Here is a 19155-nt window from a genome sequence, read left to right as displayed (position 1 = left end):
CTCACTCGACCGGGTTCGCGAGAGCATTGACTGCAGCTGCCGCCATGGCGCTGCCGCCGCGTCGTCCATGAACGACGAGGTACGGCACGCGCCCGTCACGGGCGAGCGCCTCCTTCGATTCCGCGGCGCCGATGAAGCCGACTGGAATGCCGATCACCGCCGCAGGCTTCGGCGCGGCGGCATCGAGCATTTCGAGAAGATGGAACAGGGCGGTGGGCGCATTGCCGAACACCACGAGGGCACCCTCCATCCGCTCGCGCCACAGCTCCATGGCGGCGGCCGAGCGGGTGTTGCCGAGTTCCGCCGCGAGGGCAGGAACGCGTGGGTCGTCGAGGGTGCAGACCACCTCGTTGTTCGCCAGCAGCCGGGCGCGGGTGATGCCGTTCGCCACCATCTTGGCATCGCACAGGATCGGCGCGCCACGCCTCAAGGCCGCTTCCGCCACCTCGGCGAATTCCGGCGAGAGGTCGACATCCTTCGGCAGGTCGGTCATGCCGCAGGCATGGATCATGCGGACGACCACCCGCTCCGCCGTGCCGGAAAAGCGCGACAGATCGGCCTCCGAGCGGATGATCGCGAAGGAGCGGCGATAGATCTCCGCGCCCTCGCGGATGTAGTCGCGGGCGCTCATCGGGCGTGCTCCGGAACGGCGCGGCGCAGGTCGGTGGGAATCTTCGGCAATAAACAGGTCATAATCTCGTCGAGGGAGAGGGTCAGAGAGGAAATATCGCGGGTGGAGCCATGGGGCACGACGTCATAGCGGCCATCGGCGCGTCCCACCAGCGTCAGATCGGCCTTTCCCGGATGGGCGCAGCCTTTCGGGCAGCCCGAGACATGGACGGACGTGCCTTGCGCCAGGATTCCGCCGCAGGTTTCGGCGATCCGCAAGGCGTCTGCCGGGGCAGGAGTCATGCCGCTTGCGCAATCCGGCTTGCCGGGGCAGGCGATCAGCATCAGGCGAGGGTCGCTGGCGTCGGTGATGAAGCCTGCGCGGGAGGCTTCCGCGATCAGCGTCGGTTCACGCTCGCCCGCAACGCCCGGCAGCAGAAGGCCACGGGTAAAGGACAGCCGGATTTCGCCGCAGCCGAAGGACTCGCTCCAATCCGCAGCTAGGTTCAGTTGCGCAGTGTTGCAGCGCCCGAAAGGCAGGGCGAGAAGGACGGCATCCTTGTCGCCGATGGCAAACCTGCCGGCAGGGCGAACGGCAGAGCGTTTCCGGGGGAGTACGGCGGGTGCGAGGGCCACCGAGGCAACAAGCCCCTCGGCAAGATCGGGCTCAAGATCGCGCAGCCTGCGCGCTTCGGTTCTGCCCGAGAGGCGCATGCCCGCGAAACCAGCCAGGAGAGAGAGAGCCGCTTCGGGAGCGCGGGCCAAGCTGGCGATACCGATCCACTGAAGGCCGTTGGACGTGACGCAGCCGAAAGTTACGACATTCTCGCCTACCGCAACAAGATGAAGATCGGCACCAATGCCATCCAGAGGCATGGAGCCGCCACCATCGACGGCGACGAAGAATTTCGCGGGCAGCCCTTCCAGGCGACCAGCTTTATCCTCGATGGCCTGCGCGAGGGCGAGTGCATCGCAATGGTCCATAGGATCGAGACCGGCGAGCGGGGACACTGCGGTCAGACGGTTCGGGCCGTCGCCCTCGGGCTCGGCCAGCCCCTCGTGTTCGAGGAGGGCGAGCAGGGCAGGGTAGGTTTTGTCGCTCACGCCGCGAATCTGCAGGTTGCCGCGCGCGGTGATGTCCAGATGGCCGTTCCCGTACTCGCGTGCCGCCTCGGCAACGAGGCGCGCCTGATCGGTCGTGAGCCTGCCATTGAGCGGATGCAGGCGCACCAGCAGACCGTCGCCTGTTACCATGGGCCGGCGCACGCCCGGGCACCATCCTCGGCGCCTTTCGCTGACAGGCTGCGCGCTCATTCAGCGGCCTCCTTTCGCTCATCGTCGAAGAAGGCTGCAACGGAATTGAGGCGGCTCGGCCATAGGCCGCGATGGCGTGCGTCGGCAAGGCGGTCGCGGATCGCCTGCGCGGCGGCCGGATTGGCAGTTCCAATCTGTTTCCAGGTCGGCTCGTCGGCGATGAGCGCCGTGAAGACGAGATCGAGGGATTCTCCCTGGACGGCATCGGTGGTCGCCGCGAAGGCGAAGAGCGCATCGATGCCTTGAGCGATCTCGGCCGCGCCGCGCCAGCCGTGGCGCAGCTGACCGGCGATCCAGCGCGGGTTCGTCAGGCGGCCGCGGACGAGGCGGTCCACGTCTTCCCTGAGCGTGCGGGCTTTCGGCTGTTGCGGACGGCTCGTGTCGAGGCTGTAGACGGCGGGCGAAGCGCCGAGCGACTGGGCCGCCGCCGCGAAGCCACCGATGGCATCGGCGGCGGAATCGCCGTCCAGGATGTCGCGCTCGGCCACATCGCTCACATGCACGAAGGCTTCGGCCCGCTCGACGCGCTGCGGGAAGCTCTCATCGACGCGGGCCTCGCCTCCGGCACCGAAGGCATGGGATGTTCCGTTGAGATAGGTGCGTCCCAGGTCGTGCCTCGTCGTCCAGTCGCCGTCGAGTGCCTGGACGGACACGCCCGCCCCATAGGTGCCGGGCGCGGAGCCGAAGACACGGGACAGGGCCTCGCCGCGCCGTCTCGCGGCGGCGAGTTCATTCCACTCGTCGTCCTCGTCGAGCGCGGCGACCGCGCGAGCGGCCTGATCGAGGAGCGCGACCTGATCCGGGAACGTGTCGCGGAAGGCGCCGGAGACGCGCAGGGTCACGTCGGCGCGGGGCCGGTCCATGAGCGGCTGCGGCACGATTTCGAACCCGGTCACGCGGGTCGAGGCATGGTCCCAGGTCGGGCACACGCCCATGAGGGCCAGCGCATGGGCGATGTCCTCGCCGCCGGAGCGCAAGGTCGGAGAGGCCCAGAGGTCCATGGCGATCCGGCGCGGCCAGTCGCCTTCCTCCTGCAAGTGGCGGCGCACCACCTCGGCCGCCGCGCGATGCCCAAGCTCCGTGGCGGCGCGGGTCGGGATCGACCGAGGGTCGAGGGTCGCGAGATTGCGGCCGGTGGGGAGCACGTTGATCTGGCCGCGCGAGGGCGAACCGGACGGGCCGGGCACGACGAAGCGGCCATCGAGCGCTTTCAGCAACCCCTCGCGCTCGCCGATGGAGCAGGTCTCAAACCCGGCGGGGGCGCTGCCGAAGATGTGTAGCCCATCGCGGATCGTCACCTCACCGAGATCGCAGAGATGCGCGTCGAGACGCGTCAATGCCTCGTCCATCGCCATGCCGTCTTCGACGCCGCAGGCGGACGCGAGGCCGCTTGTTTGGGCGCGCTCGAGAATCTCCTTCGCAACGAGTTCGGCTCGCCCGGGATGGAGCACCTGCGCGGAGGAGAATTCCTCCACCAGTTCGCGCAAGGCGCCGGCCTCACCGTGCAGGCCTGCCTCCGTTGTCTGCGGCGTGAGGTGGCCCACGGTGACGGCCCCAATGCGGCGCTTGGCGGGCGCGGCCTCGCCCGGATCGTCGACGATGAATGGGTAGATCACCGGGACGTCGCCGATGGTGAGGCGGGGCCAGCAGGCAGTGGACAACGCCACCGCCTTGCCGGGCAGCCATTCGGTGGTGCCGTGGGTGCCGAGATGGACGAGCGCATGAATGCGCTCGAGCGTTCTCAGGCCGCAATAGAAGGCCAGGTAGCCGTGGCTCGGCGGGCATTCGGGATCGTGGTAGAAGCCCTTGCGGTCGAGGCCGTGGCCCCGGTCCGGTTGCAGCGCGACGAGAACGTTTCCGGCGCGAAGCGCGCGGAATCGGAAGGCTCCGTCGGCGAATGCAGGATCGTTTTCAGGCCGGCCCCAGCGCTCGTCGATGGCCTCGCGCTGTTCCGCCGCCAGCATGTCGAGCCATGCGCGATAGCAGGACAGAGGAACTTCGTACGAAGGCTCGGCTTCGGTGAGAAGCGGCATGAGGTCTTCGGCCGTGAAACTCCGCCCGGCCGCAAAACCGGCTTGCACGAGAAGATCGAGGATCGCGCAGGCGCTGGCCGGGGTATCGAGCCCAACGGCGAAACCGGCGCGTCCGCCGCGAGCGGGATAATCGGAGAGAACCAGCGCGAGCCGCCGCTCGTGACGCGGGGTGCGGGCAAGGCGCACCCATGCGGCTGCCATGTCGGCAACGGAATCGATGCTGCTCGCATCCGGCGCCTGAAGCCGGCGCGAGAACGCGAGCGTGGGATCGGCAGGCTCCTCGGCTTTGAACGAGATGGGGCCAGCGGCGATGCGGCCGTCGAATTCGGGAAGCGCGATCTGCATGGCGAGATCGGCGGCTGATAATCCACGCGGAGAGGCCTCCCAGGCCTCCTTGGCGCTGCCGACAGGAATCGCCTGCAGGATCGGGCAAACGGCCTCGTCGAGGACGAACCGTTCATCATCGCGGGATGAGAAGGCCGTGGTCGTGACGATGATGTCGGGATGGCGGGCCTGGATTGCTCGCCGAACGACAGCGACCGCCTCCGGGTCCTTCAGACTCGACACGGCCAGGATGAGCGAGCCGATGCCACGCTTCGCAAGGGCCGCCGCGAGTGCTTCGATGGCCTGCGTGTCGCCCGAAAGAACGGCGGAGCGGTAGACGAGGAGATAGGCGAGGGGGAGTTCGCTGGGGAGGCGGGAGAGGATGGCTCCGGGCTCGATGATGCTGCCGGGTTCGATCCCATGGCCCTCATCCTGAGGAGGTCGCAGAGCGACCGTCTCGAAGGAGGATCCAGTGCGTGCTGGAACCTCCTTCGAGACGCAGCCTGACGGCCGCTCCTCAGGATGAGGGCTGTGATTGGAATGTCTGTCTGAAGGATATCCCGCGACCCACGCGAAAGCGCGAGGCACGGTGCGCGGTGGTTCCGCAGCTGCATCGGGCTCACCGATCTCAACACTGATGCGTGCGAGAAGGCGGCGCATGTTGTCGATGCCGCCGGCCAGGAAATACGCTTCCAGCTCGTCGCAGAGCGCCAGCGGCACAGTCGAATGGGCCGCCAGCTGCGGATCGGGGCGGTCGTCGCCGGGCAGCACCGCGAGCTTCACCCCATGGGAGCGGCAGGCCCGCGAGAGGCGCTCGATGCCGTAGCGCCAGTAATCGAGGCCGCCGAGGCAGCGCACGAGAACGAAGCGCGCTTTCGACGCGGTCTTCTCGATGTAGAGATCGACGGACAGAGGATGGCGCAGGCGGCGGAGCGAGGCGAGGCGGAGCGTTGTCCCGCCTGCCTTCAGACGTTGGGCGGCCGCCAGCGATCCGAGGTCGCTGTCCGCGAAGGACAGGACCACGATATCCCCCGTCGGCTGCTGGAGGTCCGTGGCTCCCCCGCTCTCGTCGAGGGAAATCGCTGTGACCGGGAGGAGGTGCATGTCATCCGTTGCGCAAAGCGGCTTCCACGGCCTTCACGTCGAAGCCCTTCAGACCGATCACGACCATGCGGCCGTCGCGGGCTTCGCCTGCCTTCCACGGGCGATCGAAATGATGCGCGACGCGCTGGCCGACACCCTGCACCACAAGGCGCATGGGCTTGCCGTCCACGGGCGCGAAGCCCTTGATCCGCAGCACGCCCGCCGCTTCCGCGGCGCGCTCGACACGGGCGACGAGCGCCTCCGGCGTGGCGACGGTATCGACCGGGATCGCAATGCTGTCGAAATCGTCGTGGTCGTGGTCCTCGGCGGTCTCGTGATGCGAAGGACGGGATTCGAGATCGGCTTCCGCCGCAGCTCCGAGGCCGAGAAGTACCGTCGGGTCCACCTTGCCATGGGCTGTCTCGATGACTTTCACGGCGCGTGGAAGATGCTCCTCGATCTCGGCGAGAACCTTGCCTTTGTCGCCGGCGGCCATCTGGTCAGTCTTGTTGAGGATGATGAGGTCGGCGCAGAGGAGCTGGTCCTCGAACACTTCCTCCAGCGGGTTCTCGTGATCGACCGACGTGTCGGTCGCGCGCTGGGCTTCGAGGGCCTCCGGATCGTCCGCGAAGGCGCCGGACGCGACGGCCGGGCCGTCGACCACGGCAATCACGCCGTCCACCGTCACCCGGGAGCGGATATCCGGCCAGTTGAAGGCGCGCACCAGCGGCTTCGGCAGCGCAAGGCCCGAAGTCTCGATCAGGATGTGCTCGGGCGGGTTCGGACGATTGAGCAGCGTGTTCAGGGCCGGAACGAAATCGTCCGCCACCGTGCAGCAGATGCAGCCGTTGGGAAGTTCGACGATGTCTTCCTGCGTGCAGCCCTCGATGCCGCAGCCCTCGATGAAGGAGCCGTCGAAGCCGAGATCGCCGAACTCGTTGACAAGAACCGCGAGGCGTCGCCCCTTGGCGTTCTCGAGCAGGTGACGCACCAGGGTAGTTTTGCCCGCACCGAGGAATCCGGTGACGATGGTGCAGGGGATCTTTTTCAGATCTCTCATGAGTCGAGCCTTTCGGCGGCTCTTGTTAAGCCGCGTTGTTCGTTTTGAACGGGGGAATGCGGGCGACGACGCCCTTGCGGAAAGCTTCCGGACGCTCACGCCAGGGCACGAGGCCGTCGGGCGTGGCCGCATAGCGGCGCAATCCGTCGAGGATCGTCTCGACGGAGGTTTCCGCGTTCAGATCGCCGTAGATGTAAGTCCAGCGTCCTGGACCGGAGACCGCGATGGTGCAGGGCCGCTTGCACACGGACAGGCACTCGACCGCCTCCACGCGCACCTTCGGTGCATCGGGAAGGGCGAGCGCCTCGGTGAGGGCCCGGTGAAGGATCGCACCAGGCCGCAATGCCTTGTCGTCCGCGCCACCGGCCTGACGGCAGGTGACGCAGACATGCAGGCAGATCTCCTCAGGGGATGAGGTCATCGGCTAAACGGCCTTGCCTTCGCTGTTGACCGAAGCTGTCCGAGAGAGAAAACCCGGTTTCGTCCGATCTTCCTGTCGCGTCCAGTACCAGCCGAGAGCAAGTCCGAGGGTCGCCCAGAAGGCGAACGCAACAGCAAGCGAGCGTGCTGCGAATTGCGCGGCGAGAACTGCCGGGACGTCGCTCGCGACGGCCCCCGCATGGGGCGCTCCGATCAGGTGCGGAAGCACGATGGCGATGAGGCCAATGCCAATGGCCGCGTGATGGCGCACATTCGTGATCAGATACAGACCGAGGCCCGTTCCAAACGCGGTACAGATCCACCAGATCTGCCTCTCGGCCAGATGCGCCCCACCCATGCCCGGAAGCTCCGGGGGCAATCCGACAGCCGGCGCGAGACTGGCGGCAAGAAAGCCGCCGATGGCCCACCGCAATGTCGTCTGCAGGTCGAATCTTCGACCAGCGGCGAGGATCAAGGCGACGAGAATCGCGGCATAGCCAACGCCGCTGACCAGGGTGGCCAGAGCCGTGAAGGCAATCCGGGGAAGGCCCTCGCCCGGTTCCCATGCACCTTCTTCCCCAGAATCGGCCGGGGCATGTTGCACGTGAGCCAGATGCAGCAGGCCGCCGAATCCGGCGCCAGCATGTGCTTCCGGCGCGGCCGCCTTCTCGTATGTCTCGGCCTGGAGAATCAGGGGAGATGTCAGCAACGTTTGCAGGGTCGCAGCCACGCAGGCAGCCAGAAACCCAGCGACCAAGGCCGCTTTAATAACTCTCGCAATCATGAAATTCCCCGTCAGTGGCAGGGGAAATTGTGCGAATGACGCCAGTCATGGGCCGCATTGTGGATCGTTTCGGGCGAGGCGAAGCCCGAAATGAAGATAAGTGCGAGGCCGAAGGTTGCTGCGGTGATAATCGCTACGAGCCGCTGGGACGAAGTGGCGACGTAGGCTTGATTGGTCAGTGTCGACATGAAGACCTCTTGGCCACCCCTCCGGCGGCATCTGGGTTGCAGGACGACGGCAGGTCTCCTGGCTCGCGGGTCGCTGCTTTGCGCTACCGCCTTCCCGGGCTTTTCGGCCCAGTGGCATGTGGAGCGAAGGCTCGCCGCTTACAGTTGCGGGGGCAGCCGCGGTGTCTCACCGCATTCCCTTTTCACCCCGTTGCCGGGGCACCGTCCGTTACATGCTTACCGGGCCGGGGAGGATCTTTCAAGCCTTGGTGTTGAAAATGACTCGGCCTTGAAATCGGGCCAAGCGCATCGTGCGAAAAAGTGGACCCGGTTTTCGCGAAGAACGATGCGCCAGCCTTAAGAAGGAGCATCAGATGGATCCCAAAAGTGCATTCCACTTTTGGGTCCGATGCTCTAGAGCCTGTTCATGGTGCGGCCCTCTCATGCGAAAGCAGGCTCGGGATGACCCAGGACGAAGAGGCGCGGCACCGCGCCAAGATGATCAAGCGCAAGGAAGTCCAGGATCGGGAGGTCGCCTCGAAGACGGTCGAGAAGGGGCTCCTGATCGTCCATACGGGACCGGGCAAGGGCAAGTCCACGGCCGCCTTCGGCCTTATGTTGCGGGCGCTCGGGCGGGGCTTCCACGTGGGCGTGGTGCAGTTCATCAAGGGCGCCTGGGAAACCGGCGAGCGCCTCGCCCTCGACCGGTTCTCCGATCAGGTCGAGTGGCACACCATGGGCGAGGGCTTCACCTGGGAGACGCAGGATCGCTCCCGCGACGTGGCGGCGGCGGAACGTGCCTGGGCCAAGGCCAAGGAGCTGGTGGCCCGCGAGGACATCCGCCTTCTCGTCTTGGACGAGCTCAACATCGCGCTGCGTTACGAGTATTTGGATCTGGCGGATGTGGTCGAAACTCTGCGGCAGCGCCGCCCCGGGCTCCACGTAGTCGTCACCGGCCGCAACGCCAAGCCGGAACTCATCAAGGCCGCCGATCTCGTAACCGAGATGACTCTCGTCAAGCACCATTTCTCGGCCGGCGTGAAAGCGCAGGAAGGCGTCGAGTTCTGATGCGCGCGCTCATGGTGCAGGGTACCGGCTCGAATGTGGGCAAGTCGCTCCTGGTGGCGGGCCTGTGCCGGGTCTTTGCGCGAAAAGGCTTGAGGGTCAGGCCCTTCAAGCCGCAGAACATGTCGAACAACGCGGCGGTCACAGCCGATGGCGGCGAGATCGGCCGTGCCCAGGCCCTGCAGGCGCGGGCCGCCGGCGTGGCGCCCAGCGTCCACATGAACCCGGTGCTGCTCAAACCCCAGAGCGAGATCGGCTCGCAGGTGGTGGTGCAGGGCCGCGTGGCCGGCACCGCCAAGGCGCGGGAATACCAGTCCTGGAAGCCGCGCCTCATGGCGGCGGTGCTCGACAGTTTCTCACGGCTCTCGGGCGAGGCGGATATTGTGCTCGTCGAAGGGGCGGGCTCCGCATCGGAGGTGAACCTGAGGGCGGGCGACATCGCCAATATGGGCTTCGCCCGCGCAGCCGACGTGCCGGTGGTGCTCGTGGGCGATATCGACCGGGGCGGCGTGATCGCGAGCCTCGTCGGCACCAAGGCGGTGCTCGATGAGGCGGATGCCGCGATGATCCGCGGTTTCATCGTCAACCGCTTTCGCGGCGACCCGGCCCTGTTCGACAGCGGCATGCGGTTCGTGGCCGAGCGCACCGGCTGGCCGGCTCTCGGTCTCGTGCCGCATTTTTCTGACGCCGCACGTCTTCCGGCCGAGGATGGCCTGGGATTGAGGCGCGAGGGACGGAAGGGTTCGGTGGTCATCGCGGTTCCGGTGACGCCGTGGATCTCGAACTTTGACGATCTCGATCCTCTGCGCGAAGAACCGGGTGTCGAGGTGGTGCTGGTCGAGCCCGGCCAGACTCTGCCTGTCGAAGCAGCGCTCGTCCTGCTGCCCGGCTCCAAGACCACCATCGACGATCTCCTGTTCATCCGCGCGCAGGGTTGGGACATCGACCTGAAGGTGCATGTGCGCCGGGGAGGGCGGGTACTCGGCCTGTGCGGCGGCTATCAGATGCTGGGAACTCGGATCGACGATCCCTTCGGCATCGAGGGCGAGGCGGGCCGCTCCATCGAGGGATTGGGGCTGCTCGACGTCACGACGACGCTCGCCGCGAACAAGCGGCTCGAGGCCGTCAGCGGTGTCACGCTGGCCGACGATACGCCCTTCTCCGGCTACGAGATGCATATCGGCGAAACGTCCGGCGCAGATGCGGCGTCGCGCGCTTTCGCCCGTCTGGCGAACGGGCGGATGGATGGCGCCGTGTCGGCCGACGGGCGCGTGACGGGCACCTATGTCCACGGCCTCTTCGCGGATGACCGGCAGCGGGCGCGATGGCTTGCCCTAATCGGAGCACAGACGAGCGATTTCGCCTACGAAGCCCTTGTCGACGACATTCTCGACCGTTTCGCCGATCACCTTGAGGCGCATCTCGATTGCGAGAGGCTGCTCGCTCTCAGCGCACGATGAGCCAGGTCACAAAAGCCGATCCTGCAGCGAGTGCAAACAGCAGCAGGCACGCGGTCCGGTAGAGAGCGAGCGCCCGATCGATGTCATCCGCATTCGCCTGCGCGCACCCGTCGCCCATCCAGCGGTCCTCGACACGCACGTCGCCATAGACCCGCGGTCCGGCCAGCCGCAGGTCCAGGGCGCCGGCCATCGCGGCTTCCGGCCAACCGGCATTGGGCGAGCGGTGATGCGAGGCGTCGCGTACCACCGCTCGCCATGCGCCTTGTGGGGATGCTCCCTGGTGAAGAGCCGCCGCCGCGATGATGAGGAGTGCCGTGAGCCGCGAGGCGGGCAGGTTGACGAGATCGTCGAACCGCGCCGCCGCCCAGCCGAACGCTTCGTGCCGGGGCGTGCGGTGGCCGGTCATGCTGTCGGCGGTGTTCGTGGCCTTGTAGAGGGCGGCACCCGGGAGGCCGCCGAGCCCGAGCCAGAAGGCGGGCGCCACGATCCCGTCCGAAAAGTTCTCCGCAAGGCTCTCGATGGCGGCGCGGGAGACGCCCGCCTCGTCGAGGCTCTGCGGATTGCGCCCGACGATCATCGAGACGGCGGAACGCCCGCCGTCCAGCCCTCCCTCGCGCAGACCTCTCGAGACCTCTGCCACATGCTCATACAGGCTGCGCTGGGCGATGAGGGTGCCGGAGAGAAGGGCCAGCACTGCCACGCCGATGATGCCGAGAGGCAGGAGCAGTCGTTCCAGCGCCCATGCGGCCAAACCCGTGATGGTCAGGAGGATCACCAGGGCCAGAATGCCAGCGGCGCGGCGGCGCCCGAATGACCAGGTCTCCCGGTTCAAGCTCCGGTCGAGCGCTTTGATCAGCCGTCCGATCCAGGTGACGGGGTGCCCGATCCACGTGTAAAGGCGGTGGGGATAGCCGAATGCGGCCTCGGCCGCGAGGGCGAGGCTCAAGATCAGCAGGCTATCGGAGAGGGCCATGGGAGTATCGGATGAGTGAGGCGCGGATCTGGCACGGCGGCGACCTGGACGAAGCCCGACGGCTCTTTCCGGACGCGCCGTACCCGTGGATCGACCTGTCGACGGGGATCAATCCCATACCCTATCCCATGCCCCCCTTGCCAGCCCGCCTGTTCGAACGATTGCCGTCGCCAGCCGACCACCGGGACCTGGAGGCGGCCGCCGCCGAGGCTTATGGCGCTGCCGATCCCGCCATGGTGGTGGGCGCGCCGGGAACGCAAGTTCTCATCAGCCTGCTGCCGGCCCTGTGCCCCTGGTCGCGCGTCGCCATCCTCGGGCCGACCTATGCCGAGCATGCCCATGCCTGGCGTGGGGCAGGGCACGAGGTTTCGGAGATCGGCACGGTCGATGGGATCGGCGAGGCCGACATCGTCGTCGTGGTGAACCCCAACAATCCCGACGGGCGGTTGCTCCGGCGGGCAACGCTGCTCGAACAGGCGGAGCATCTCAAGCATCGTGGCGGCTGGCTCGTGGTCGACGAAGCCTTCGCCGATTTCGACGGTGACGAGACCCTTGTTCCCGTTCTGCCGGAGAATGCCATCGTTCTGCGCTCCTTCGGCAAGACATACGGGCTCGCGGGCGTGAGGCTCGGTTTCGCGGTTGCGGCGACCGGCTTTGCCGAAAAGGTGAGAACGGCGCTCGGACCCTGGTCCATCTCAGGACCCGCCATGGAGGTCGGGCGGGTGGCGTTGCGTGACCCGGTCTGGCGGAAGGCCGCGCAGGGGGCGCGGGCCGAGGATGCGCGCCGCCTCGATGGGCTGCTTTCACCATTGTCGGATCGGGCGCCCGAGGGCACGGTCCTCTATCGTCTCATGGACAGCAGCCGCGCACCCGACCTGTTCTCTCATCTGGGGCATCACGGAATCTGGGTTCGTCGCTTCCAGAACGATCCCCGTCTTCTGCGCTTTGGCCTGCCGGGTTCGGCGGGGAATTGGCGACGTCTCGAGATCGCCTTGCGGGCCTTTTAATGAATTGAGGCGGAGACGAGAAAAAGAAAAGCCGCGTCCGATCTTGCGATCGGAACAGCGGCTTGAACCCATGCTCTGGCCCCCTCAGTCATGGTAGATTCATAATATGTGTTTGGTGAATTTTGTTTTGAATTGCCCCGCATCAATGGAAATACTCTATAGGCGAGGGTGCTTGAGGCAAAAATAGTGGGAAATACGTATCGCCCATAGTCAAGTTCGGATCTTTACGGCTGTGGCTGGGCAAAGATCATGATTTACTTGGGAATTTTGGGCCGGGTGCGCGTTCTCGTCGCAGATGTTCGCTGCCGCGCACAGGACGGCGAGATCCTGCGACGGCAGATTGATCTAGCGCTTCAGGCGCTTCACATTGGCGCGAACCTTCCGCCGGTATCCCTTGACGACCTTGTGGGCCGAACCGCCCGTTGCGAGTGTCGTTGCCGCTTCCGCAAAGGCTGCGACTTTCTCCGTAACCATCAGCAGGTTTTCCGTCGCGGAGCCTTGTCCCATGGCGGCTTGGGACAGGCGCGTCCAGATCACGAGTTGGGATTCGACGGCCAACATCGTGGTGTCGGTCGCCAGTTTCATCCAGGGCAAAAGCATCGAAACTCCTGAAGGGTGCGATGGATCGGCAGTTCCGGTCATTCTTCCGGTATGCCGAATGCAAGAGCAGCAGGTTTATATAATTAGAGTGGCGACATAAAGTTTCGTGGGATGGGACCTGTACGGAATAGTGAGCGGTGATTCCGAGTCATTTCGGGATCCGTCATTGTAAATTAACATAGGTGAATATCATGATGGGCGATCCCATCCAATTCCGCGTTGTCGAGGGGGATGTGTTATGCCCCGCTATTACATTGATGTCAGAAGTCACTTTGGCACAGATGAGGATCCGAGCGGAATCGAGCTGCCGGACATAGAGGCAGCCAGGATGGAGGCGGCGAAGGTCGCCGAAAGGCTCCTGAAGAGCTGGGCAGGGATGTTGCCGCATTACAGCAACGAGATCATGATCGAGATCGTAGGTGAGGATCTCCGTCCGGTCCTGATCATTCCATGCTCGGAGATCGGGTAACTTTCCGCACGGAACATCAGGGTGCCACATCGTGGCGCATCAGGGTAGCTGGCAGCACAGGAGAAAGGCCGCCAGGGCAGCCGTGATAGCCGTGGCGATCAGCCCCTTGTCGATGACATGGCCTGGCAGGACAGTCCGATTTGGCATGCGCTTGATCAAGGCACGGCTCATTCAGGGTGACCCAAGGTCACTCACCTGGGGCAGCTCATAGGCAAGTCAACCGCGCTCCTTCAACGAAACTACGGGGTCGACGGCGGCAGGAGCTGTGAGAATTTTCGGCGGATGACGTCATAACATTCGCAAGCGGTCTCTTCGAGACCGCTTCTGTCGACGATGGTGATCACACCCCGGCTCTGATTGATAAGACCGGCCTCGTGGAGCGCGCGCGTGATGGCGCTCACGGTTGAGCGTTGAACGCCGAGCATCTCCGAGAGGAACTCATGGGTGAGGGGCAGCTCGTCGGATTCCCAACGGTCGCGCGTGCTGAGGATCCACCGGCAACAGCGCGCCTCGACGCTGTGCGTGGCGTTGCAGGCGACACTCTGCATCGTCTGTGCCAGCAGCGCCTCGGTGAAGCGCAGAAGGAGCTGCTGGATCTTGGGCCGCGTTCTGAAGGCGTCGTGCATCCGCGCGAGCTCGATGCGGGACGCGGCTCCGGGGATCTGCACGATATAGCGTCCGAACGAGTTGCGGGAAACGAACGCGCTGACGAGACCGAGAAGGGATTCGCACCCGAACGTCGCCATCTCGGCAGATTTTCCGTCGATCATGACGGTGATGAGAGAGATCACGGCGCTGTGGGGGAAGTAGGTATAGTCGAGTGTCTCTCCGGCCTCGTAGACCACCTGTCCTCTCTGGAAATCGACCACGGTCAGATGCGGCTCCAGAAAGGAGAAATCTTCCTCATCCAGAGCGGCCAGGAGCCGATTGCAACGATGCGGATTGTTCATCTGAACCTGAGCCATGGCGAAGGTCCTGTCCCGAACGGAGACATTCTACCACAACAGCTCTCGGGAGACGCGCCGCTTACGACTCAGAAGCGAAGAATAACGATTCCAGCCTGCCTTCGGCGCATGGCGGACGGGGATACGCTTTTCCAGTCGCCATTTTTTGTCGACCGAGATCCACATCGAGAGTCGAGCTCTCAAGCGACTTCGGCCGGTCTGACGATGGGTCTCCGGTCAGGGAGCCTCTCTCGCCTTCGACCCGTGTCGCCTGCTATCTCGGCTCTGCGTAATGGTCCATGAGGAGGCCATCCTTCACCGGCAATCCGCGCAGATGCCTTTCTCGAGCAGCTTGTCGATTCGCTGGTTCTGGCGATTCATCTGCTGCGTTGCCGTCGCATCGTTCGTCGAAAAATCGTTGCGCGGTTGCGTCACCGCGTCCCGTTCGAGGGCCTTTTCCGATGGGATCACCACCTCACCGTCGCGAATAGGAGGCTGACGGAGATTCTGCTCTTGGGCCGAAACCGACGAGGCCGCCACGAGGCCGGCGAGCGCAAGGGGTAAAACGAGTCGCATCATTCTCTCCTGCTCTCAGATGTTTCCAGGAAAGAGTGCCACCAACCAGACGGCGTTGCTTGACAAAAGGAGACAGGATTTGAACGTATTCAGAATCTCGCGCTGATGCCCAGCACGGGTCCGTGCTGGAGCATGTCGAAGTCGTAGCGCTGCCGGCCCTCGCCCTGGACGTAATCCACGTATAGCGCCCGGTAGCCGATCACGCCCGAGAAGGTGACGCCCTGGTAGGTGCCGAGCTCGAAGCCATAGGCGCCGATGGCCTGCCAGGAGAAATCGCTCCCGAGCCCGAACCCGCCGATGTCGCCGCGCAGCCACAGCTCATGCCCCCGCGCCACGGTGTAGCGCAGTCGTGCGCCGACCATGGGATCGACCCAGTCGACTGAACCCGAGCGGGCGAACGCGCGGGCGCCCGCCACCTCGAGATCGGCTGCCGAGACGGAGGCCGTGGCATCGAGCGAGAGATCCGCCGACTGGTGCCAATATCGCGCTCCGCCGAGCAGGTCCAGGGCGAGCGGCCCGGAGCGGTAGACTTCATAGGCGGCGCCGACTTCGACGATCGCCATCTCGATGTCGAGACCAAGCGAGGTGCCGAGCGCCCCCGTCACGCCAGGCGCCAAAGTGCGGCTCCTGACGTTGCTGCGATCGACGCCGATCTTGCTCCAGACCACGTTGGAGAGAATTCCGACCGGGCCGTTGCGCGCCTCGAAATCTCCCATCAGGGCCACGAGCGTATCGGAGGCCTTGACGATGTCGGCGAAGCTTGCGTCGACCTTGACGGACCGGCCGCGGATGGTCTGGGTGCCGTTCAACGCGGTCAGCCAGCCATAAGGCGTGATACGATACGTCCAGCTCGGAAGTGCAGGGGCTTCGATCACGGGAGCAGGAGGGGCACTCAGGTCCGCGGCATGCGCGTCGTTCGCACCTCCGACGAGGAGGCCGGCCGAAACCATGAGGCCGCATGACAACCATTGCGGAAGGTGACGCATCGTTCCCCCTCGGATTATTGATCCCTTGCCTCCCTGCCTCGTCATAGCAGCCGAGGCAATGTCTGGCGTCAAGGCGATGGTCGTCGAATACTCCTTTGTAGGTATTCGTGCGCGAGAGCGTTTGAATTTGGAAAGTCCTCAAGCGTCGTTTGACGATACTTCTGCAACTGTTTCTGCGTGACGTCAGTTCTTCACGGCTCGTCCGGCTGCGTGGCCCGGCTCTGTCACGATCTGGTAAGTAAATGGCTCAACCGATCAAGCAACGCAGGCTGGCCGGCCTATGATCGGCCTTGCGGATCCACCTGAGGCTTGATCGAACCATGTTCCGATTGACTCTCGTGTCCCGCTCTTGGCGCTGATGGGATTCAGCGTCGAGAAGCGGTGAGTCGTTGGGCTGCTTCGTCCGGTTTCAGCTGAGCCCCGCGACGCCGTGCGTGATGGCAGGCTCGGTCGGCTTCTCCTCGTGTGAAGCTTTGGCGCCTGCCTTCGGGCTCGGCGGAATACCCTCGTCAACGTCATGCAACAGGGGCGTCCGCAGCGCACCGTGCATGCAGCATTTCCTGTCGTCTGCGAAGAGGAGGCCCCCATGAGAACGCTGACGATCCTGTCCATTGCGGGGATTATGTTCATTGCCGGGTTTACGGGCGCGCAAGCGCAGGCGCAGCCCAATCCCATTCAGGGGACGCCGGGCTCGCTGTTCCCCTATGCGGCTCCGAACGAGGTCCAGATCATCAACGGCGTGCCATGCCGGACTGTCCTGATTGGAGGCTCCAATATCCGCGTCCCCGTGCAATGCGCCGGGCACGTCGCAACCGGAACGTTCGAGCCCGGGACGACCGGGAGCATCAGTGTTGAAGACGGAGGCGGTCGGATGGCTGGCGGTCGGCCGCTCACGGGCACCCCCGACGCGCTGTTTCCCTATGCGACTCCGAACGAGGTCCAGATTATCAACGGCGTGGCGTGCCGGACCGTCCTGATCGGAGGCTCCAACATGCGCGTTCCCATTGAGTGTATCCGGTAAACGGATTCCGAGAACCCAGGACTGTTGCCGATAGGAGACATAAAAAAAGAAAAGGCAGCGCAGCTGCCCATTGATGCTTGCCGCTTTTTGCGGCACAGACTACTTTATTGCAGTGCAGAACGGTGATTGGCGTTACCGTCCTGCCCGCCCTTCTTGGGCGTTTCCTCCCTAAACTTCGGGTCGCATTGTTGCGGCCCTTTTTCTTGTGAGGGGAGAGTATTCAGGCTTCGACAGCCCGGCAACAGAAAAGCTGCATCCCGACCTTGCACAAAAGTAGTAGAAGATGGGGCCCGCTCTCGTCCTCTTCGCCGTGTGGCCGGTCAAGTCCTGGCCGCGATCCTGAACGGCCCGAAGCACCGTGTGCAAAAATGCATTCCACTTTCAGGGCCGATGTTCTAGAGCATCGTGCGGACGCAGAGGTTTGCGTCAGTGAAGGTGTATCCGGTTTTCCGCTCAAAATGATGCTCTTGCCTAACAAAAAGCATCGGATCGGATCCCGAAAGTGGAGGCCGCTTTCGGAGCCGATACTTTAGGAATTTCCGGCTGAAGACGTGGGGGGTTCGATGGATGGGAGTGATCAACTCGGCTCTGCCGTGACTTTGGGTATTGTTCTGGCCGTCGGCCTGATCCTGTTTTCCCTGGTCGCCTGGCTCGTTCTCGCCGTCTGGCGCTGGGTTGCCGGAAACGGCTCGAAGCCTAGGAAACAGGAGGACGTGCCGAAACTCGACCTGCAACCGACGGCCGGTGCATCCGGCGTCTCCGCCTCGGATTTGTTCGTGATCAGATCGAACCTCAATGCCGTCGCCAGACAGGTCGAGGATTTGGAGCGGAAGCTCCGGCTGGCATCCAGCGATCAGGCAAAGGCCGTCGAGACCTCCCGGCAGTAGCAGTTGGCTTTGCCGTAGACCGAGGGAGACGAACGGCAGCGTTGCCGCAATCACCGGTGTGCGGCCGCGTGGCCGTGCTGAAGCGCTCGAAGGACAGCCGCGTCAAGCTTTCCCGTGACGGGGAGGCCGTGGGCCTGTTGAAACGCCTCGATCGACCGGCGCGTGCCCGGGCCGAAGACCCCATCTGCTTTCAAAGGGCCAAAGCCCAGCGCCGTCAGCGCCTGCTGCGCGGTGCCGATCTCTTCCTTCGAAGGAATTGCACCGACCATGTCCGACGGGCCGGGATTCTCCGGAGGCGACAAGACCTGAGGCGAGGCTTTCGAGGGCTGAGGCCGCATCACGTCGATCTCGCCGCTGATTCGGGACCGGAGATATTCCAGGTGCTTCAACTCCTGGGTGGCGGCGGCAATCCGGTTTTGGACGTGCTGCAGATCCTGGCTGCCTTCCTTGAAATGCTCCAACTCGGCCGCCAGTGCATCACGGTCGGCGCCAGCCGCTTCGGCCGCCCGGTGCAACCGTGCGATCTCGGCCTGGGCATCGGGGCCGGACGATCGGGGCATCAGCACGGAGAAACCGTACAGAGCCCATCCTGCCACGGCTATGGCGATCGCCAGACGGTTCATCATCACGCACCGGGTCCTGTCATGCTTCCTGCATGCCGCGTTTATCGCGGCGGAAACATGGCATGAAGCGGTGAAGAGGAGTTACACGATCCAGGCATGTCGAGAAACCGTGGAGGAGCCCCATCGACGACAGAGACGCGCAGCGGCTTCGTCCTGAGACCAGGCTGATTACGAGGACCGCTTTCCGCGGGTCAGGAGCATGGCGAACGCCGCGCCGATCAAGGCGCCCGACATTTTCACCATGCCGTCGGGCAAGCGGCCATGCCGGCCTGGGACATAGTTCTGTGTGACTTCCAGCAGGCCGATCATTCCGATCAGCAGAACGAGGATCCGGGGGCGGTGCCCCGGATAGCCCAGGCAGAACATCGTTCCGATCACCACGAAGGCGCCAAATCGCTCCAGGCTGACAGGCGCCCCGCTGAGAGGCCGGAACTCGATGGGCGCAAGGGTGAAGATTGCGATCGCACCGACGAGAAGCCATGCGACCCAGCGGAAGAAAATCTTGGGCGTCATGGTGACCTGTCTAGCGCATCGTGCCGAAGCCGAACATTGCCCTTTTGCGCTCACCCATCCGGTCTTGCCTGCAGGGCGGGCGGGACGAGAAAGGGGGGCATCCATTCTTCGGCTGCCGATCATCGGCAGGGACATCCCGGGCATCCTGCCGTCCAATAACTCTCTCTTTACCCCCATGAGCGACAGTCCCGGACGGGAGCAGTTCCTCTGCTTTTGCCTCAATGGATTTGCAAGCAC

Annotated in this window: 20 protein-coding genes and 1 riboswitch; of the genes, 6 read left to right on the top strand and 14 right to left on the bottom strand. The window is 64.6% G+C overall.

The window, feature by feature from the left end; genetic code table 11:
- Window position 1: 1 nt before the first annotated feature.
- From AB4097_RS09565 to AB4097_RS09535, 7 genes are read right to left on the bottom strand one after another with little or no spacing between them, the layout of a single operon-like run.
- Window positions 2-631 (bottom strand): precorrin-8X methylmutase, encoded by a 630-nt coding sequence (locus AB4097_RS09565; protein WP_442038828.1) that lies wholly within the window; start codon window positions 629-631, stop codon window positions 2-4.
- Window positions 628-1923: a precorrin-3B synthase gene (gene cobG / locus AB4097_RS09560; RefSeq protein ID WP_442038826.1), complete on the bottom strand. Its 1296-nt coding sequence runs from the start codon at window positions 1921-1923 to the stop codon at window positions 628-630. Before cobG ends, AB4097_RS09565 begins: the two co-directional genes overlap by 4 nt.
- Window positions 1920-5384, bottom strand: coding sequence for a cobaltochelatase subunit CobN (gene cobN, locus AB4097_RS09555; protein ID WP_442038824.1), 3465 nt, complete (start codon window positions 5382-5384; stop codon window positions 1920-1922). The genes cobG and cobN overlap by 4 nt, the downstream gene beginning before the upstream one ends.
- 1 nt (window position 5385) lies before the next feature.
- On the bottom strand, window positions 5386-6423 hold the full coding sequence (gene cobW, locus AB4097_RS09550; RefSeq protein ID WP_442038822.1) for a cobalamin biosynthesis protein CobW: 1038 nt from the start codon (window positions 6421-6423) through the stop codon (window positions 5386-5388).
- Window positions 6424-6448: 25 nt separating this feature from the next.
- Window positions 6449-6844 (bottom strand): DUF1636 family protein, encoded by a 396-nt coding sequence (locus AB4097_RS09545; RefSeq protein WP_442038820.1) that lies wholly within the window; start codon window positions 6842-6844, stop codon window positions 6449-6451.
- Between the two features lie 3 nt (window positions 6845-6847).
- The gene (locus tag AB4097_RS09540; RefSeq protein ID WP_442038818.1) at window positions 6848-7627 is read right to left on the bottom strand and encodes a CbtA family protein; all 780 of its coding nucleotides are present in this window, start codon (window positions 7625-7627) and stop codon (window positions 6848-6850) included.
- A gap of 11 nt (window positions 7628-7638) precedes the next feature.
- On the bottom strand, window positions 7639-7815 hold the full coding sequence (locus AB4097_RS09535) for a CbtB domain-containing protein (RefSeq protein WP_442038816.1): 177 nt from the start codon (window positions 7813-7815) through the stop codon (window positions 7639-7641).
- 31 nt (window positions 7816-7846) lie between these two features.
- Window positions 7847-8034: riboswitch (cobalamin riboswitch) on the bottom strand.
- A 222-nt stretch (window positions 8035-8256) separates the two neighbouring features.
- Here AB4097_RS09535 and cobO point away from each other — a divergent pair.
- Together cobO and AB4097_RS09525 are read left to right on the top strand one after the other, a co-directional pair.
- A complete protein-coding gene (gene cobO, locus AB4097_RS09530) occupies window positions 8257-8862 on the top strand; it encodes a cob(I)yrinic acid a,c-diamide adenosyltransferase (RefSeq protein ID WP_442038814.1) in 606 nt (201 codons plus the stop codon).
- Between the two features lie 11 nt (window positions 8863-8873).
- Window positions 8874-10319, top strand: coding sequence for a cobyric acid synthase (locus tag AB4097_RS09525; RefSeq protein WP_442038892.1), 1446 nt, complete (start codon window positions 8874-8876; stop codon window positions 10317-10319).
- On the opposite strand, the gene cbiB is transcribed toward AB4097_RS09525, so the two are convergent.
- Window positions 10306-11292, bottom strand: coding sequence for an adenosylcobinamide-phosphate synthase CbiB (gene cbiB / locus AB4097_RS09520; protein ID WP_442038812.1), 987 nt, complete (start codon window positions 11290-11292; stop codon window positions 10306-10308). The genes AB4097_RS09525 and cbiB overlap by 14 nt on opposite strands.
- Window positions 11293-11303: 11 nt before the next feature.
- Here cbiB and cobD point away from each other — a divergent pair, with 11 nt between their 5' ends.
- Window positions 11304-12299 carry a threonine-phosphate decarboxylase CobD gene (gene cobD, locus AB4097_RS09515; RefSeq protein WP_442038810.1) on the top strand — a complete coding sequence of 332 codons (996 nt, stop codon included), beginning with the start codon at window positions 11304-11306 and terminating at the stop codon, window positions 12297-12299.
- Window positions 12300-12644: 345 nt separating this feature from the next.
- Here the strand turns inward: cobD and AB4097_RS09510 are convergent, their stop codons facing one another.
- Window positions 12645-12899 (bottom strand): hypothetical protein, encoded by a 255-nt coding sequence (locus AB4097_RS09510; RefSeq protein WP_442038808.1) that lies wholly within the window; start codon window positions 12897-12899, stop codon window positions 12645-12647.
- Window positions 12900-13137: 238 nt separating this feature from the next.
- Here AB4097_RS09510 and AB4097_RS09505 point away from each other — a divergent pair, with 238 nt between their 5' ends.
- Window positions 13138-13368 carry a DUF6894 family protein gene (locus tag AB4097_RS09505; protein WP_442038806.1) on the top strand — a complete coding sequence of 77 codons (231 nt, stop codon included), beginning with the start codon at window positions 13138-13140 and terminating at the stop codon, window positions 13366-13368.
- A gap of 239 nt (window positions 13369-13607) precedes the next feature.
- Here AB4097_RS09505 and AB4097_RS09500 read toward each other — a convergent pair whose 3' ends face one another.
- From AB4097_RS09500 to AB4097_RS09490, 3 genes are all read right to left on the bottom strand, one after another.
- Entirely contained in the window at window positions 13608-14333 is a 726-nt protein-coding gene (locus tag AB4097_RS09500; RefSeq protein WP_442038804.1) for a Crp/Fnr family transcriptional regulator, read from the bottom strand.
- Window positions 14334-14627: 294 nt separating this feature from the next.
- Window positions 14628-14888 carry a hypothetical protein gene (locus tag AB4097_RS09495; RefSeq protein WP_442038802.1) on the bottom strand — a complete coding sequence of 87 codons (261 nt, stop codon included), beginning with the start codon at window positions 14886-14888 and terminating at the stop codon, window positions 14628-14630.
- Window positions 14889-14977: 89 nt separating this feature from the next.
- The gene (locus AB4097_RS09490; protein WP_442038800.1) at window positions 14978-15874 is read right to left on the bottom strand and encodes a hypothetical protein; all 897 of its coding nucleotides are present in this window, start codon (window positions 15872-15874) and stop codon (window positions 14978-14980) included.
- Between the two features lie 586 nt (window positions 15875-16460).
- Between AB4097_RS09490 and AB4097_RS09485 the strand changes: the two genes are divergently transcribed.
- Both AB4097_RS09485 and AB4097_RS09480 read left to right on the top strand, forming a co-directional pair.
- The gene (locus tag AB4097_RS09485; RefSeq protein ID WP_442038798.1) at window positions 16461-16895 is read left to right on the top strand and encodes a hypothetical protein; all 435 of its coding nucleotides are present in this window, start codon (window positions 16461-16463) and stop codon (window positions 16893-16895) included.
- A 563-nt stretch (window positions 16896-17458) separates the two neighbouring features.
- Window positions 17459-17782, top strand: a complete 324-nt coding sequence (locus AB4097_RS09480) for a hypothetical protein (protein WP_442038796.1) — start codon at window positions 17459-17461, stop codon at window positions 17780-17782.
- 50 nt (window positions 17783-17832) lie between these two features.
- Here the strand turns inward: AB4097_RS09480 and AB4097_RS09475 are convergent, their stop codons facing one another.
- Together AB4097_RS09475 and AB4097_RS09470 are read right to left on the bottom strand one after the other, a co-directional pair.
- Window positions 17833-18408: a peptidoglycan-binding protein gene (locus tag AB4097_RS09475; RefSeq protein WP_442038794.1), complete on the bottom strand. Its 576-nt coding sequence runs from the start codon at window positions 18406-18408 to the stop codon at window positions 17833-17835.
- A gap of 165 nt (window positions 18409-18573) precedes the next feature.
- Complete coding sequence (locus AB4097_RS09470; RefSeq protein ID WP_442038792.1) at window positions 18574-18918, bottom strand: VanZ family protein; 345 nt, start codon at window positions 18916-18918, stop codon at window positions 18574-18576.
- Window positions 18919-19155 lie beyond the last annotated feature (237 nt).

The organism is Microvirga sp. 2MCAF35, from assembly GCF_052115545.1.
In the GTDB taxonomy this organism is placed as follows: domain Bacteria; phylum Pseudomonadota; class Alphaproteobacteria; order Rhizobiales; family Beijerinckiaceae; genus Microvirga.
Note: the sequence above shows the minus strand (reverse complement) of the source record. Positions and strands in the feature narration are given on the sequence as shown.